Annotated in this window: 16 protein-coding genes and 1 pseudogene; 13 read left to right on the forward strand and 4 right to left on the reverse strand. The window is 71.9% G+C overall.

Annotation, left to right across the window (positions count from 1 at the left end):
• Window positions 1–152: 152 nt before the first annotated feature.
• Entirely contained in the window at window positions 153–752 is a 600-nt protein-coding gene (locus tag ABZ887_RS26320) for a nucleotidyltransferase family protein (RefSeq protein WP_361293670.1), read from the reverse strand.
• 155 nt (window positions 753–907) lie between these two features.
• Between ABZ887_RS26320 and ABZ887_RS26325 the strand changes: the two genes are divergently transcribed.
• Complete coding sequence (locus ABZ887_RS26325) at window positions 908–1222, forward strand: DUF5955 family protein (RefSeq protein ID WP_361293673.1); 315 nt, start codon at window positions 908–910, stop codon at window positions 1220–1222.
• Window positions 1223–1303: 81 nt separating this feature from the next.
• Here ABZ887_RS26325 and ABZ887_RS26330 read toward each other — a convergent pair whose 3' ends face one another.
• Window positions 1304–2092: an IclR family transcriptional regulator gene (locus ABZ887_RS26330; RefSeq protein ID WP_361293676.1), complete on the reverse strand. Its 789-nt coding sequence runs from the start codon at window positions 2090–2092 to the stop codon at window positions 1304–1306.
• A 272-nt stretch (window positions 2093–2364) separates the two neighbouring features.
• On the opposite strand from ABZ887_RS26330, the gene allB reads away from it, so the two are divergent.
• The 5 genes from allB to ABZ887_RS26355 all read left to right on the forward strand — a co-directional run bounded on the left by allB (window position 2365) and on the right by ABZ887_RS26355 (window position 7171).
• Complete coding sequence (allB, locus tag ABZ887_RS26335; RefSeq protein ID WP_361293679.1) at window positions 2365–3705, forward strand: allantoinase AllB; 1341 nt, start codon at window positions 2365–2367, stop codon at window positions 3703–3705.
• 49 nt (window positions 3706–3754) lie between these two features.
• Complete coding sequence (alc, locus tag ABZ887_RS26340; RefSeq protein ID WP_361293682.1) at window positions 3755–4867, forward strand: allantoicase; 1113 nt, start codon at window positions 3755–3757, stop codon at window positions 4865–4867.
• Between the two features lie 223 nt (window positions 4868–5090).
• On the forward strand, window positions 5091–5903 hold the full coding sequence (locus tag ABZ887_RS26345) for an AIM24 family protein (RefSeq protein WP_361293685.1): 813 nt from the start codon (window positions 5091–5093) through the stop codon (window positions 5901–5903).
• Window positions 5904–6007: 104 nt separating this feature from the next.
• The gene (locus ABZ887_RS26350; protein ID WP_361293688.1) at window positions 6008–6634 is read left to right on the forward strand and encodes a dihydrofolate reductase family protein; all 627 of its coding nucleotides are present in this window, start codon (window positions 6008–6010) and stop codon (window positions 6632–6634) included.
• 141 nt (window positions 6635–6775) lie between these two features.
• A complete protein-coding gene (locus ABZ887_RS26355) occupies window positions 6776–7171 on the forward strand; it encodes a ribonuclease domain-containing protein (RefSeq protein ID WP_361293691.1) in 396 nt (131 codons plus the stop codon).
• Between the two features lie 108 nt (window positions 7172–7279).
• Here the strand turns inward: ABZ887_RS26355 and ABZ887_RS26360 are convergent, their stop codons facing one another.
• A complete protein-coding gene (locus ABZ887_RS26360; protein ID WP_361293694.1) occupies window positions 7280–7480 on the reverse strand; it encodes a hypothetical protein in 201 nt (66 codons plus the stop codon).
• A gap of 170 nt (window positions 7481–7650) precedes the next feature.
• Here ABZ887_RS26360 and ABZ887_RS26365 point away from each other — a divergent pair, with 170 nt between their 5' ends.
• The 3 genes from ABZ887_RS26365 (at window position 7651) to ABZ887_RS26375 (ending at window position 10899) form a co-directional block, all read left to right on the forward strand.
• Window positions 7651–8910: a histidine kinase gene (locus ABZ887_RS26365; RefSeq protein WP_361293697.1), complete on the forward strand. Its 1260-nt coding sequence runs from the start codon at window positions 7651–7653 to the stop codon at window positions 8908–8910.
• Between the two features lie 58 nt (window positions 8911–8968).
• On the forward strand, window positions 8969–9631 hold the full coding sequence (locus tag ABZ887_RS26370) for a response regulator transcription factor (RefSeq protein ID WP_361293700.1): 663 nt from the start codon (window positions 8969–8971) through the stop codon (window positions 9629–9631).
• An 86-nt stretch (window positions 9632–9717) separates the two neighbouring features.
• Window positions 9718–10899, forward strand: a complete 1182-nt coding sequence (locus ABZ887_RS26375) for a cytochrome P450 (RefSeq protein WP_361293702.1) — start codon at window positions 9718–9720, stop codon at window positions 10897–10899.
• Window positions 10900–10981: 82 nt separating this feature from the next.
• Here ABZ887_RS26375 and ABZ887_RS26380 read toward each other — a convergent pair whose 3' ends face one another.
• On the reverse strand, window positions 10982–11992 hold the full coding sequence (locus tag ABZ887_RS26380) for a Gfo/Idh/MocA family oxidoreductase (protein ID WP_361293705.1): 1011 nt from the start codon (window positions 11990–11992) through the stop codon (window positions 10982–10984).
• A gap of 130 nt (window positions 11993–12122) precedes the next feature.
• Between ABZ887_RS26380 and ABZ887_RS26385 the strand changes: the two genes are divergently transcribed.
• From ABZ887_RS26385 to ABZ887_RS26400, 4 genes and pseudogenes are all read left to right on the forward strand, one after another.
• Complete coding sequence (locus tag ABZ887_RS26385; RefSeq protein ID WP_361293729.1) at window positions 12123–12860, forward strand: GntR family transcriptional regulator; 738 nt, start codon at window positions 12123–12125, stop codon at window positions 12858–12860.
• 193 nt (window positions 12861–13053) lie between these two features.
• Entirely contained in the window at window positions 13054–14199 is a 1146-nt protein-coding gene (locus ABZ887_RS26390; RefSeq protein ID WP_089106885.1) for an ROK family glucokinase, read from the forward strand.
• Window positions 14196–14777 carry a sugar kinase gene (locus tag ABZ887_RS26395; RefSeq protein ID WP_361293708.1) on the forward strand — a complete coding sequence of 194 codons (582 nt, stop codon included), beginning with the start codon at window positions 14196–14198 and terminating at the stop codon, window positions 14775–14777. The genes ABZ887_RS26390 and ABZ887_RS26395 overlap by 4 nt, the downstream gene beginning before the upstream one ends.
• 97 nt (window positions 14778–14874) lie before the next feature.
• Window positions 14875–15285, forward strand: a pseudogene (locus ABZ887_RS26400) (ATP-dependent helicase); the annotation flags it as partial.

A 15285-nucleotide genomic window follows, 5' to 3' on the forward strand; every position in this document is an offset into this window, starting at 1 on the left:
TGCCAGTCGTTCCGGGTGGAGCGAAGCGCACCCGATCAGGGGTCAGACGCTTCTGAACAGTGGATACTAGTTTCCTCATTGTGGAAGTTCAATGGTTTGTTGATGTCGAGATTCTCCGAGTCGAGCCAAGATGGCGCCCGGTGCCATCCCGCTCACTCAAGGTGGCCCAGGTCCGCCTCCGTGTCGATGTCGTACGGCTCGGCCACGTCCCCGCACTCGACGAGCGTGATCGCGTCCTCGTGGGCCTTGAGGTAGGCGCGGGCGCCCCGGTCCCCGGTCGCGCTCGCGGCGATCCCCGCCCAGTGGGCCGAGCCGAACAGCACGGGATGGCCGCGCACCCCGTCGTAGGCGGCCGACACCAGTGAGTCCTCGTCCCGGTATCCGCCGAGTACCCGCGCCACGGCCGCGCCCCCGATCCCCGGCTGATCCACCAGTGACACCAGGACGGCCCGCACCCCGGCCCCGGCGAGCGACTCCAGCCCCACCCGGAGCGAGGACCCCATCCCCTCGGCCCAGTCCGGGTTCTCCACGACCACGCAGCCGTCCAGCCCGGCCCGCTCCCGCACCTCGTCCGAACGAGCCCCCAGGACCACGTGCACTGGCCCGCAGCCGCCCGCGCGCAGCACCCCGGCCGCGTACTCCACCAGCGGCCGGCCCCGATGCGTCAGCAGCGCCTTGGGCCGCCCGCCGAGCCGTCTGCCACCGCCGGCGGCGAGCAGCAGCCCGGCGATCCGGTCATGCGTGTCCGTCATGCGTCCTGCATACCCGACGCCGGGGCGGGCGGGCGGTTTCCGAAGGACTGAAATTCGGTCCGCGCTGTAGCGCTTTCCGTACGGGAGGGCGTTTACTGACCCGCGTCCCCGGGCGCCCGACCACCGTCCTGGGCACCTGGCGAGGGGGGAGAGCTGTGTTGCGGAGCTTGGGGCAGAGGTCAGTGACCGGCAGTGACGAGGATCCGAGGGTGACGGAACTACGCACGGCGGTCTCCCGGCTGCGCCGCGAACTGGCCGCACATCCGGCCGAGTTCCCGGACCGTGCGATAGCCGAGGACGAACTGGCGGCCCTGGCCGCGATGGCGACGGGCGGCATCCCGGAAATCCCCCGCCTGCGCCGCTCCCTGTTACTGATAGCGGGCGCGATCGGTTCGATGAGCGCCCTGTCGCGGGGCCTGTCGGACGTGCGCCAGGCGGTGGACCTGTTCGGTGAAACGCCGAGACGCTGAGCGCCCCGTAAGGGGCGCGGGGAACTGCGCGACCAGCCACACGCGACCCGCACCCGCCAACGGTGCACCCGTCCCTGCCCCTCAGGCCCCTGAACTCACCAACGCCTGAGACAACTCAACCGCCACCTGCTGCAGCACCGGCACGATCTTCTCGACCGCCGCCTCCGTGACCCGCCCCGCAGGCCCGGAGATCGAAATGGCGGCCGCGGTGGGCGAATCGGGCACGGACACCGCGAGGCACCGCACCCCCACCTCCTGCTCGTTGTCGTCCACGGCGTACCCCAGCCGCCGCACCTCTGCCAGGGCGTCCAGGAACCCCTCCGGAGTGGTGATCGTCTTCTCGGTCGCCGCGGGCATCCCGGTCCGCCCCAGCAGCGCCCGCACCTCGGCGTCCGGCACATTCGCCAGCAGCGCCTTGCCCACCCCGGTCGAGTGGGGCAGGACCCGCCGGCCCACTTCCGTGAACATCCTCATCGAATGCTTCGACGGCACCTGCGCCACGTACACGATCTCGTCCCCGTCGAGCAGCGCCATGTTCGCCGTCTCCCCGGTCTCCTCCACCAGCCGCGCGAGGTACGGCCGCGCCCACGTGCCCAGCAGCCGGGACGCCGACTCGCCGAGCCGGATCAGCCGGGGGCCGAGCGCGTACCGCCGGTTCGGCTGCTGCCGTACGTAACCGCAGACGACCAGCGTGCGCATCAGCCGGTGGATCGTCGGCAACGGCAGCCCGCTGCTCGCGGACAGCTCGCTGAGACCCACCTCGCCGCCCGCGTCCGCCATCCGCTCCAGCAGATCGAAGGCGCGCTCGAGGGACTGGACCCCGCCGCCGGACTTGGCGGAGTCGGTGGTGCTGGCGCTGGACGTCGGCACGGCGCGTTCCTTTCGGACTGGCGGGAGGGGCAGAAGCCTACCCGGCTGTCGGTTGACTCCCTGATCGTGCGTAGCTACGTTCTGCTTGTCGGAATCGTATTTCCGCTTTGTGGAAACGTCCAGAGTGAGAGCTTGCGGGGCCCCGAGAAGCAGTGTGCCCTTGACGGCACGGGAGCGGGAGTGAAGACTCCTTCAACAGAACGTTGAATTCCGTTACATGGGTGTAAATCCCGTTTCCCGGAAGTAAAACGGCGGCAGAGAGAGGGGTCCGGGTGTCCGACGCTGAACTGGTGCTGCGCTCGACGCGCGTCATCACCCCGGAGGGGACGCGGGCCGCCTCGGTCGCCGTGTCCGCCGGGACGATCACGGCCGTGCTGCCGTACGACGCCCCCGTCCCGGAGGGTGCCCGCCTGGAGGACCTCGGCGACGACGTCCTGCTGCCCGGTCTGGTCGACACCCACGTCCACGTGAACGACCCCGGCCGCACCGAGTGGGAGGGCTTCTGGACCGCCACCCGCGCGGCGGCGGCCGGCGGCATCACCACCCTGGTCGACATGCCGCTCAACTCCCTGCCGCCGACCACGACCGTCATGAACCTCCGCGTCAAGCAACAGGTCGCGGCCGACAAGGCACACGTCGACGTCGGCTTCTGGGGCGGCGCGCTGCCCGACAACGTCAAGGACCTGAGTCCGCTGCACGAGGCCGGCGTCTTCGGCTTCAAGGCGTTCCTGTCGCCGTCCGGCGTGGACGAGTTCCCGCACCTCGACCAGGAGCAGCTGGCCCGGTCGCTGGCGGAGATCGCCTCCTTCGACGGCCTGCTGATCGTGCACGCCGAGGACCCTCACCACCTGGAGGCCGCCCCGCAGCAGGGCGGCCCGAAGTACGCCGACTTCCTCGCCTCCCGCCCGCGCGGCGCGGAGGACACGGCGATCGCCCGGCTGATCGCCCAGGCGAAGCGCCTGCATGCGCGTGTGCACGTCCTGCACCTGTCCTCGTCCGACGCGCTGCCGCTGATCGCGGCGGCCAAGGCGGACGGCGTCCGCCTCACCGTCGAGACCTGCCCGCACTACCTCACCCTCACCGCGGAGGAAGTCCCGGACGGCGCCAGCGAGTTCAAGTGCTGCCCGCCCATCCGGGAGGCGGCCAACCAGGACCTGCTCTGGCAGGCGCTGGCCGACGGCACCATCGACTGCGTCGTCACCGACCACTCGCCCTCCACGGCCGACCTCAAGACCGCCGACTTCGCGACCGCCTGGGGCGGCATCTCCGGCCTCCAGCTCAGCCTTGCCGCCGTATGGACGGAAGCCCGTAGGCGCGGCCACGGTCTGGAGGACGTGGTCCGCTGGATGTCGGCCCGCACGGCCGCGCTGGTCGGCCTCGGCGACCGCAAGGGCGCCATCGCGGCCGGCCGGGACGCCGACTTCGCCGTCCTCGCGCCCGACGAGACCTTCACCGTGGACCCGGCGGGCCTGCAGCACCGCAACCGGGTCACCGCGTACGCGGGCAGGACCCTGTACGGCGTGGTGAGGTCCACCTGGCTGCGCGGCGAACGCATCGTCGCCGACGGCGAGTTCACGCCCCCGCAGGGCCACCTCCTCACCCGCACCCCCTGACTCCTTCTTGCTCCCGCACCCGCAGCGGCCGACACCGAAAGGAACACCTTTGACGGCGATCCCGACCTTCACCGGCGACGCGCACCCCTACTCCGGCGGCGACCCGTACGCGGACTACCGCACCGCCGACTTCCCCTTCACCCAGTACGCCGACCTCGCCGCCCGGCAGCTCGGGGCCGGGGTCGTCGCCGCCAACGACGAGTTCTTCGCCCAGCGGGAGAACCTGCTGGTGCCGGGGCGGGCCGAGTTCGACCCCGAGCACTTCGGGCACAAGGGCAAGATCATGGACGGCTGGGAGACGCGCCGCCGCCGCGGGGCCTCGGCCGACCACCCCTGGCCCACCGCCGAGGACCACGACTGGGCACTGGTCCGGCTCGGCGCCGCCGGCGTCGTCCGCGGGATCGTCGTCGACACGGCGCACTTCCGCGGCAACTACCCTCAGGCGGTGTCGGTCGAGGCCACGTCGGTCGCCGGCTCACCGTCCCCGGCGGAACTCCTCGGCGACGACGTGAAGTGGACGACGCTCGTCCCCCGCACCCCCGTCGGCGGCCACGCGGCGAACGGCTTCGCCGTCTCCGTCGAACAGCGCTTCACCCATCTCCGCGTCAACCAGCACCCCGACGGCGGCATCGCGCGCCTGCGCGTGTACGGCGAGGTCGTGCCCGACCCCGAGTGGCTCGCCGTGCTCGGCACCTTCGACGTCGTCGCCCTGGAGAACGGCGGCAGGGTGGAAGACGCCTCGAACCTCTTCTACTCACCCGCGACCAACACCATCCAGCCCGGCCGCTCCCGCAAGATGGACGACGGCTGGGAGACGCGCCGCCGCCGCGACCAGGGCAACGACTGGATCAGCTACCGGCTCGCCGCCCAGTCCCAGATCCGCGCGATCGAGATGGACACGGCGTACCTGAAGGGCAACAGCGCGGGCTGGGCGTCGGTGTCGGTACGGGACGGCGAGGAAGGCCCCTGGACGGAGCTCCTCCCGCGCACCCGCCTCCAGCCGGACACGAACCACCGCTTCGTCCTGCCGACCCCCGCCGTCGGCACGCACGCGCGCGTGGACATCTTCCCGGACGGCGGAATCTCCCGCCTACGGCTGTTCGGCACACCGACGGAAGCGGGAGCAGCGACCCTGACGACAAGACACCGCGAACTGTCCTGACCCTGCTGCCCGCCCACCCACCCGACTCGCCTTCTCAAAGGGCGAGGTCGAAAGCCGACGACAGGACACACCCGCTCCGCTCGGGAGATCGGTGGGGTCCGGGAGCAGGACGTTCTTCGAGGGCGGTGTGTCTTGTCTGGTGAGGCCTCGCTGCTCAGGTGGCCGAGTCGGGTGGGTGGGCGGGCAGGGGGAACCGCTGGACCGTCGGCTACGTTCTTCTGCCGTGACTCTTCAGCAAGAAATCGTCGGCAACGCCATGCAGATGGCGATCGTCAACCTGCACCCCGGCCAGACCGTGTACTGCGAGGCCGGCAAGTTCCTGTTCAAGACGACGAACGTGACCATGGAGACCCGGCTCGGCGGGCCGAACGGCGGCGGCCGGCAGCAGGGCGGCGGCGGTGGCGGCATGGGCGGCATGCTGCGCCAGGCCATGGGCACCGCCATGCAGGTCGGCCAGCGCATGCTCGCCGGCGAGTCGATGGCGTTCCAGTACTTCACCTCCCAGGGCGGCGAGGGCACCGTCGGCTTCGCAGGCGTGCTCCCGGGCGAGATGCGCGCCCTGGAGCTGACCGGCACGCGCGCGTGGTTCGCCGAGAAGGACGCCTTCGTCGCCGCGGAGTCCACCGTCGAGTTCGGTATCGCCTTCTCCGGCGGCCGCACCGGAATGAGCGGCGGCGAGGGCTTCATCCTGGAGAAGTTCACCGGCCACGGCACGGTGATCATCGCCGGCGCGGGCAACTTCATCGACCTGAACCCCGCCGACTTCGGCGGCCGTATCGAGGTCGACACGGGGTGCGTCGTCGCCTTCGAGGAGGGCATCCAGTACGGCGTCCAGCGCGTCGGCGGCCTCAACCGCCAGGGCCTCATGAACGCCGTCTTCGGCGGTGAGGGCCTGTCCCTGGCCACCCTGGAGGGCAACGGCCGGGTGATCCTCCAGTCCCTCACCATCGAGAGCCTCGCCAACGCGCTGAAGAAGGCGCAGGGTGGCGACAAGCAGGGCCCGACCGGCGGACTGTTCTCGACGCACGCGGGGTGAGGGCACACCGGGCACACCGGAGACCGGCCGACCGATGAGTTGCCGGTGCCCCAGGGGTCTGAGCCGATGACAACGGACCGCACCCCCGGGAAGCAGGCACCGCCATGGGCAAGCTCGTCTCCACCATGTTCGTCACCCTCGACGGCGTCTACCAGGCGCCCGGCGGCCCCGAGGAGGACCCCAGCGGGGGCTTCACCCATGGCGGCTGGAGCTTCACCTACGGCGACGAGGACTTCGGCCGGTTCGTCGTCGAGGTCATCGAGCGGGCCGGCGCCTTCCTGCTCGGCCGCCGTACGTACGACATCTTCGCGTCCTACTGGCCGAGGATCACCGACCCCGGCAACTCGATCGCGACCAGGCTCAACGCGCTCCCGAAGTACGTCCCGTCCGCGACCCTGACCGACCCCGGCTGGTCCGGCACCACGGTCCTCGCCGGAGACCTCGCCAAGGAGGTCACGGCCCTCAGGGAGCGCACCGACGGCGAGCTCCAGGTACACGGCAGCGGCGCGCTGGTCCGCTCCCTGCTGGACCTCGGCCTGCTCGACACCCTCAACCTGGTGACGTTCCCGGTCGTGCTGGGCTCCGGCCGCCGCTTCTTCCAGGAGGGCGCCGTGCCCACGAAGTTCCGGCACACCGGCGGGCGGGTCACCGCGACGGGCGTCTCCATCCAGACGTACGACATCGCGGGCCGACCCGACTACGGCTCGTACATCGCCGAGGCGAACGCCTAGCGGCCCGATCGCCGATGTGAACATCCAGCGGCTGGAGGCCGCCGGCCCCAGGTTAACTCCCTGAAAACTCGGGGGACCCGGGGGGAAATTCTTCGGACTTGTCATTGACATGCCACACTCTACGCGCGTCATCATGGAGCCATGAGATTCCCCCCACGAATCACCCGCATCGGTGCCGCCGGCGCCCTGCTGTCCGCCCTCCTCGTCGGCGGTACCGTCTCCGCCGCCACCGCGGACGCCGCTGCCAGCTCGGTCGGCAGCATCTGCTACAGCGACCTGCCGTCGCAGGCGTACGACACGCTCGACCTGATCGCGTCGGACGGTCCGTTCCCGTACTCGCAGGACGGGGTCGTCTTCCGCAACCAGGAGGGCGTCCTGCCGAGCCAGCCCAGTGGCTACTACCACGAGTACACCGTGAAGACGCCCGGTTCCTCCACCCGTGGCGCACGGCGCATCGTGACCGGCGAGGAGTACGAGGAGGACTACTACACGGCGGACCACTACGTCACGTTCGACCTGATCGACTTCGACTGCTGAGCCGCTGACCGAGTCGGCCCAGCGATACCGGCACGTCGATGTCCCCACCTCGGCGTCGGCCGGTCGATCGCCAGGAACGGCGCGACCAGCCGGAGGTCCGGTCCGCGTTCAGCCGGACCTCCGGCTCCCCGCGACGGCGAACAGCGCGCACGCCAGCACGATCAGCGCGACGCTCGCGTAGACGCCGTAGCCGTCGAGGAGGCCGAGCCGTTGCAGGAGGCCCACCCGCCAGTGGGTGAACTCGTGCAACAGGCCCAGCACACCCTGCACCAGAGCGACGAATCCGATCAGTTCGAGCAGCCGTTTCACGGTACGACCCTCGCCCCGCGGCCTCCCCCCACGCCATCGGCCGCGGGGCGAGTCGTGTCCGCCGGAAGGCTGCTCGCACGCGCGCGTGGCACACCGAAAGTCCACGCGGGCATAACTTTGGTCGACGATTCCGTGCTCAGGTGGGTGCCGCGGGCCGGCCATGCGTAGATTTGTCGACCGTGAGCGGTGACCTTTCCATACGGACGTTCGAGGGGCGGCGGTGGCTCTTCCCCTCCGCCGTGATCCATGAACTCGACCCCGACGCCGGTCCGGCCGGCCGGCGGCCCCGCCGTACGGCGCGCGACTGGCTCGTCGACTTCAGCTGTTTCCTGCTGGCCGTCCTCCTCGGCGTGGCGGCCGCCAACACCATGCGCCAGGACCCGAACGTCTCGCACGGCCTCGCCGTCGCCGACCAGCTGATCGGCGGACTGGCCTGTGCCGCGGTCTGGCTGCGCCGGCGCTGGCCGACGGGCCTGGCCATCGCCATGATCCCGGTCGGCTTCGTCTCCGACACCGCGGGCGGCGCCGCCATGGTCGCGCTGTTCACCCTCGCCGTGCACCGCCCGTTCCGGTACCTCGCCTGGATCGCCGGCATCAACCTCGCACTGGTCCCGCTGTTCTACTGGCTGCGCCCCGACCCCGACCTGCCCTACCTGGCCGTCGTCATCCTGGTCGTGCTGTTCAGCCTGCTCGTCGTCAGCCTCGGCATGTTCGTGCGCTCCAAGCGGCAGCTGATGGTCAGCCTCCGCGACCGGGCCCGGCGGGCCGAGACCGAGGCCGGGCTGCGCGCCGAGCGGGCCCAGCGGCTGGCCCGGGAGGCCATCGCCCGCGAGATGCACGACGTCCTCGCCCACCGGCTGACCCTGCTCAGCGTGCACGCCGGGGCGCTGGAGTTCCGGCCGGACGCGCCCCGGGAGGAGATCGCCCGGGCGGCCGGGGTCATCCGGGAGAGCGCCCACGAGGCCCTGCAGGACCTCCGCGAGATCATCGGCGTACTGCGCGCCGCCGACGGCGACGAGGCGGGCGGGCGGCCGCAGCCGACCCTCGCGGCCCTGGACGCGCTGGTCGCCGAGTCCCGCCAGGCCGGCATGAAGGTCACCCTCGACAACCACGTCGGCGAACCGGCCGCCGTCCCCGCCTCCGTCGGCCGCACCGCCTACCGCATCGCCCAGGAGGGCCTCACCAACGCCCGCAAGCACGCCCCCGGCGCCGAGGTCACCGTCCGCGTCACCGGCGCCCGGGGCGACGGCCTGGACATCACCGTGCACAACCCCGCCCCCGCGACCGATGCCCCGCACGTCCCCGGCTCGGGCCAGGGCTTGATCGGCCTGACCGAACGCGCCACGCTGGCCGGAGGGCGGCTGGAGCACCGGGCCACCGGCGACGGCGGCTTCCAGGTACGGGCCTGGCTGCCCTGGCCCGCCGTCTGAACAACGACCGACCACGTGCCGCCGTACCCGCGCCGCACCCGCTGACCACGTAGGAGCCATGACCGCGATCAGACTGCTGCTCGTCGACGACGATCCGCTGGTGCGGGCGGGGCTGGCCCTCATGATGGGCGGGGCCGGGGACATCGAGATCGTCGGGGAGGGCTCCGACGGCGACGAGGTCGAGGCGCTCGTGGACCGCACCCACCCGGACGTCGTCCTGATGGACATCCGCATGCCGTCCGTGGACGGACTCACCGCCACCGAGCGGCTGCGCGCGCGTGCCGACGCCCCGCAGGTCGTCGTCCTGACCACCTTCCACGCCGACGAACAGGTACTGCACGCCCTGCGCGCCGGAGCCGCCGGGTTCGTCCTCAAGGACACCCCGCCCGCCGAGATCGTCGCCGCGGTGCGCCGGGTCGCGGCCGGCGACCCCGTGCTGTCGCCCGCCGTCACCCGGCAGCTGATGGCGCACGCGGCCGGCCCCCGGGCCGACACCCGGCAGGCACGCGCGCGTGACCGGCTCGCCGCTCTCAACGACCGCGAGCGCGAGGTCGCCGTCGCCGTCGGCCGGGGCCTCGCCAACGCCGAGATCGCCACCGGCCTCTACATGAGCGTCGCCACCGTCAAGACCCACGTCTCCCGCATCCTGGCCAAGCTCGGCCTCAACAACCGCGTCCAGATCGCCCTGCTGGCGTACGACGCGGGACTGCTGGAGGAATAGGGGCGCCTGCAGGGCACCTGTGGGGCGGCCCGTGCGTTCTCCGGGTACGGGACGGCCTCGGGGACCTCCTGAAGGGGGAGCAGAGCATGCAGGTGACCGACCTCGGCGAGTACGGCGACGGTCTGCGTACGGACCCGCACACGGTGTACGCGCGGCTGCGCGAGCGCGGCCCGGTGCACCGGGTGCGGTGGCCCCTGCCCGACCAGTACCACGAGACCTGGCTGGTCGTCGGCTACGAGGAGGGGCGCGCGGCGCTCGCCGACCCCAGACTGGTCAAGGACACCGAGAAGATCGGCTTCAAGTTCCTCGACGAGGAGCTGATCGGGAAGTACCTGCTGGTCTCCGACCCGCCCCAGCACACCAGGCTGCGCAGCCTGATCACGCGCGCGTTCACCGCCCGCCGGGTGGCCGGCCTCGAGCCGAGGATCCAGGAGATCACCGACCAACTGCTCGACGAGATGCTCCCGCGCGGCCGCGCCGACCTCGTCGACACCCTCGCCTACCCGCTGCCGATCACGGTGATCAGCGAACTGCTCGGCGTCCCGGAGCTGGACCGCGAGCGGTTCCGGAAGCTGTCCAACGAGGTGGTCGCGCCCAGCAATCCGGGCAGCGAGTACGACGCCTTCGCCGCGCTCGCCGACTATCTGGCGGAGCTGATCGAGGACAAGCGGTGCGCCGGCCCGAGCGGCGACCTGCTCAGCGACCTGATCCGGACCACCGCCGAGGACGGCGACCGGCTCTCCGTCGGGGAACTGCGCGGCATGGCCTTCGTCCTGCTGATCGCCGGCCACGAGACCACCGTCAACCTCATCGGCAACGGCGTCCTCGCCCTGCTCACCCACCCGGACCAGCTCGCCGCCCTGCGCGCCGACATGAGCCTCCTGGACGGCGCGGTCGAGGAGACCCTGCGCTGGGAGGGCCCGGTGGAGAACGCCACGTACCGGTACGCCGCCGAACCCCTGGAGATCGCCGGCACCGCCATCGACCCGGGCGACCCCGTGATGATCAGCCTCGCCGGCGCCGACCGCGACGCGGACCGCTATCCGGACCCCGACCGCTTCGACATCCGCCGCGACCACCGTGGCCACCTCGCCTTCGGCCACGGCATCCACTACTGCCTGGGCGCGCCCCTGGCCCGTCTGGAGGGCCGGATCGCCCTGCGCACCCTCCTGGAGCGCGCCCCCGGCCTCGCCCTGGACGGCCCGCACGGGGAGTGGCTGCCGGGCACCCTGATGAGAGGAGTGCGCAGCCTCCCGGTGCGCTGGTAGCCGCGCTCCACGGCCGAGGCGGGGCCAGGCGGGTCGGACGGGCCAGACAGGTCGCTCAGGTCGGGCAGGTAGGGCAGGCAGGTCAGGCCAGGCGGTCCGGGACCTCCGCGAGCGCCACCGGTCTGCGCTCGTGCCGGGAGATCTCGCAGGCCTCCGCGATCCGCAGCGCCTGCAGGGCCTCGCGCCCGTCGCAGGGGTTGACCAGCTGGCCCCGCACCACGTCGACGAAGGCGCACAGCTCGGCCTCGTAGGCGGGCCCGAACCGCTCCAGGAAGCCGGGCCACGGCTTGTCCGCGGGCGGCGGCCCGGTCGGCTCGGTCGAGGCCACCGGCGTACGGTCGTCCAGGCCGACCACCACGGTGTCCCGCTCGCCGGCCAGCTCCATCCGCACGTCGTACCCGGCGCCGTTCAGCCGGGTCGCGGTGGCCGTGGCCAGCGTGCCGTCGTCCAGGGTGAGCACCGCCGCGCCCGTGTCGACGTCACCGGCCTCGCGGAACATCGCGGGGCCCGCGTCCGAGCCGGTCGCGTACACGTCCACGACCTCGCGGCCGGTCACCCAGCGCAGCACGTCGAAGTCGTGGATCAGCGTGTCCCGGAACAGCCCGCCGGACAGCGGCAGCCACTCCGGCGGGGGCGGGGACTGGTCGGAGGTCAGCGCCCGTACCGTGTGCAGCCGCCCGAGCCGGCCCGAGCGCACCGCCTCCCGCGCACCGGCGTACCCCTTGTCGAAGCGCCGCTGGAAGCCCATCTGCAGCACCGTCCCGGCCTTCTCCACCTCCGCCAGGGCCTGCAGGGTGCCCGGCAGGTCGAGGGCGATCGGCTTCTCACAGAAGACCGGCAGTCCGGAGCGCGCGGCCCGGCCGATCAGGTCGGCATGGGCCGAGGTGGCGGCGGTGATCACCACGGCGTCCACGCCCCACTGGAAGATCTCGTCCGTCCCCGGCGCCGCCGTCTCCCCGAGCCGGTGCGCCAGATCCTGGGCCCGCCGGGGATCCACGTCCGTGAGGATCAGCGATCCGACCTCGCGATTACGGCTGAGCGTGTTCGCGTGAATGGTGCCGATGCGGCCCGTCCCGATGACCCCGATGCGCATGGGAACAAGGTGCTGGTGCACCCCGGGCGCTGTCAATCCGTATGTCCGGACAATCGAACTACACAACTTCCCGTCAACCCGTCACGGGGATACGCTCGGCCCCGTGCCGAAACCAGATGTGGACCCGACCGTGTCGCTCGACCTCAGTGTGGACCGGAGCTCCCCGGTGCCCTTGTACTTCCAGCTCGCCCAGCAGCTGGAAGCGGCCATCGAGCACGGCTCGCTCACCCCCGGCAGCCTGCTGGGCAACGAGATCGAGCTCGCCGCACGGCTCGGCCTGTCCCGCCCGACCGTCCGCCAGGCCATCCAGTCCCTGGTGGACAAGGGCCTGCTCGTCCGCCGCCGGGGTGTCGGCACCCAGGTCGTGCACAGCCAGGTCAAACGCCCGCTGGAGCTCAGCAGCCTCTACGACGACCTGGAGTCGGCCGGCCAGCGCCCCGCGACGAAGGTACTGGTCAACACCGTCGTCCCGGCGTCCGCCGAAGTCGCCGCCGCGCTCGCGGTGGCCGAGGGCACCGAGGTGCACCGGATCGAGCGGCTGCGCCTCGCACACGGCGAGCCGATGGCGTACCTGACCAACTACCTGCCCCCCGGCCTGCTCGACCTGGACACCGTCCAGCTGGAGGCGACGGGCCTGTACCGGCTCATGCGGACCGCCGGGATCACCCTGCACAGCGCCCGCCAGTCCATCGGCGCGCGCGGCGCCACGACCGCCGAGGCGGAGCGGCTCGCCGAGCCGCAGGACGCCCCGCTGCTCACCATGCAGCGCACCACGTACGACGACACCGGCCGCGCCGTCGAGTTCGGCGACCACATCTACCGCCCGACCCGCTACTCCTTCGAGTTCCAGCTGCTGGTGCGGTCCTGAGGGTGCCGACGTTCTGGTTCTAATGTCCGGACAAGCTGACGATGTCGAGGGAGGGGCACTGCAACGCCCCTGAAAGGGGCGCGGGGAACTGCGCGACCAGCCACGCACGACCCGCACCCGACAACGGCGCCCCACCCCTTCCTTATCTCCCCCGAACGGCACTACACGCACGCGTACGGCAGAATCAAGCCCGATGAGCACCTACCGCGACCTCACCGCCCCCATCGGCTCCCGCCGAGCCCCGGTCCTGCGGACCGTCGGCACCCGGGAACGCCGCTCCCACCTGACGGCACCCCGGGTGCCCACGGTCGGCATCGACATCGGCGGCACCAAGGTCATGGCGGGCGTCGTGGACGCCGACGGCAACATCCTGGAGAAGCTCCGCACGGAGACCCCGGACAAGTCCAAGAGCCCGAAGGTCGTCGAGGACACGATCGTCGAACTGGTCCTGGACCTGTCCGACCGGCACGACGTGCACGCCGTCGGCATCGGCGCCGCCGGCTGGGTCGACGCCGACCGCAACCGTGTGCTGTTCGCACCCCACCTGTCCTGGCGGAACGAACCGCTGCGCGACCGCCTCTCCGGCCGCCTCTCGGTCCCCGTCCTCGTCGACAACGACGCCAACACCGCCGCCTGGGCCGAGTGGCGCTTCGGCGCCGGCCGCGGCGAGGACCACCTGGTCATGATCACGCTCGGCACCGGCATCGGCGGCGCGATCCTGGAGGACGGCCAGGTCAAGCGCGGCAAGTACGGCGTCGCCGGCGAGTTCGGCCACATGCAGGTCGTGCCCGGCGGCCACCGCTGCCCGTGCGGCAACCGCGGCTGCTGGGAGCAGTACAGCTCGGGCAACGCGCTGGTCCGCGAGGCCAAGGAGCTGGCGGCGGCCGACTCCCCGGTGGCGTACGGGATCATCGAGCACGTCAAGGGCAACATCAACGAGATCACCGGCCCGATGATCACCGAGCTGGCCCGCGAGGGCGACGCGATGTGCATCGAGCTGCTCCAGGACATCGGCCAGTGGCTCGGCGTCGGCATCGCCAACCTCGCCGCCGCCCTCGACCCCTCCTGCTTCGTGATCGGCGGCGGCGTCAGCGCCGCCGACGACCTGCTGATCGGCCCCGCGCGGGACGCGTTCAAGCGCCAGCTCACCGGCCGCGGCTACCGCCCCGAGGCCCGGATCGCACGCGCCCAGCTGGGTCCCGAGGCCGGCATGGTCGGCGCCGCCGACCTCGCCCGCCTGGTCGCCCGCCGGTTCCGGCGCGCCAAGCGGCGCCGCGTCGAGCGGTACGAGCGCTACGAGCGGTTCGCGGAGGCCCGCCGCACCCGGGACACCGCATGACCGCTGCACTGCCCCGTCAGGCCGCGTCCCCGGAGGAACCGCAGCGCCCGCCCGAGACCCCGGGGCACAAGGCCAAGCGCCGGGGACTGACGCTGCTGATCATCGGGCTGCTCATCGGCGTACCGGCCGGCTATCTGGTGATCTCCGCCGCCCAGAGCCGCAACAGCGGCAAGGACAAGGAGTCCAAGTACTCCGCGACCGGCCTCACCGAGGGCTGGCCCTCGAAGGTGCAGCGGCGCCTCTACCAGGTCCCGGTCCCGCACCCGGCCGACACCATCGCCTACTACGAGACGAACAACTGGAAGACCAGCCGTCTCTACGTCCAGTTCCGCACCAACAGCGCCGGACTGGACAGCTTCCTGGAGGGCATGGGCGTCAACCGGGACGCGCTCAAGAAGAACGACATCAGCATCAGCTCCCGCGACCAGAAGATCAGCGGCTGGAAGTTCAACGGCCCCGGCACCTGGTCGGGTCTGACGCACAAGCAGAAGAACCCGGCGCCCACCCAGGACGTCGTCGTGAACACGGCCGACCCGAACTTCCCGATGATCTACGTCGTCTCGCGCACCGTACCGTAGCGGTGCCTCCCGGCAGGCCGCTGGAGCCGGTTGTCAGACCCCGCCCGTACAGTCGAAGACGTCTGATCCGACAGGTGGGCGGGAGGTGGCAGAACGTATGAGCGGCACGACGGCCGAGGCCGGCACAGGCGTACCGGTGCGCCTCGCGGCGGTCTACTTGCCCGCCGACCTCCCCCGCCAGGGCCGGATCGCCTTCTGGGACCCCGACGGAGACCCGCTGCCCGCCGCCCCGACCGAGGAGCTGACGGTCGTACGACGGCACGGCGCCGCCGGTGTCCGCCGCCGGCAGGTGCCCGCGCTCACCCTGCCGGTCGCCGACGCCCTCCCGCTGCTCGTCCGCGCCCGCCGCGACCCGGCCGCCCACCCCGCCACCGCCTGCTGGGGCGCCGCCGCCCTGCACGCACTGCGGCTCGCCGCCCGCGGGCGGCTGCTGCCCGGCCTCACCCCGGCCGGTCAGGACGCCTGGCGGGCGGGCCCCCTGGAGCCCGCCGGCATCGCCCACCAGCGC

This window comes from Streptomyces sp. NPDC047061 (genome assembly GCF_040643955.1).
Lineage (GTDB): Bacteria > Actinomycetota > Actinomycetes > Streptomycetales > Streptomycetaceae > Streptomyces.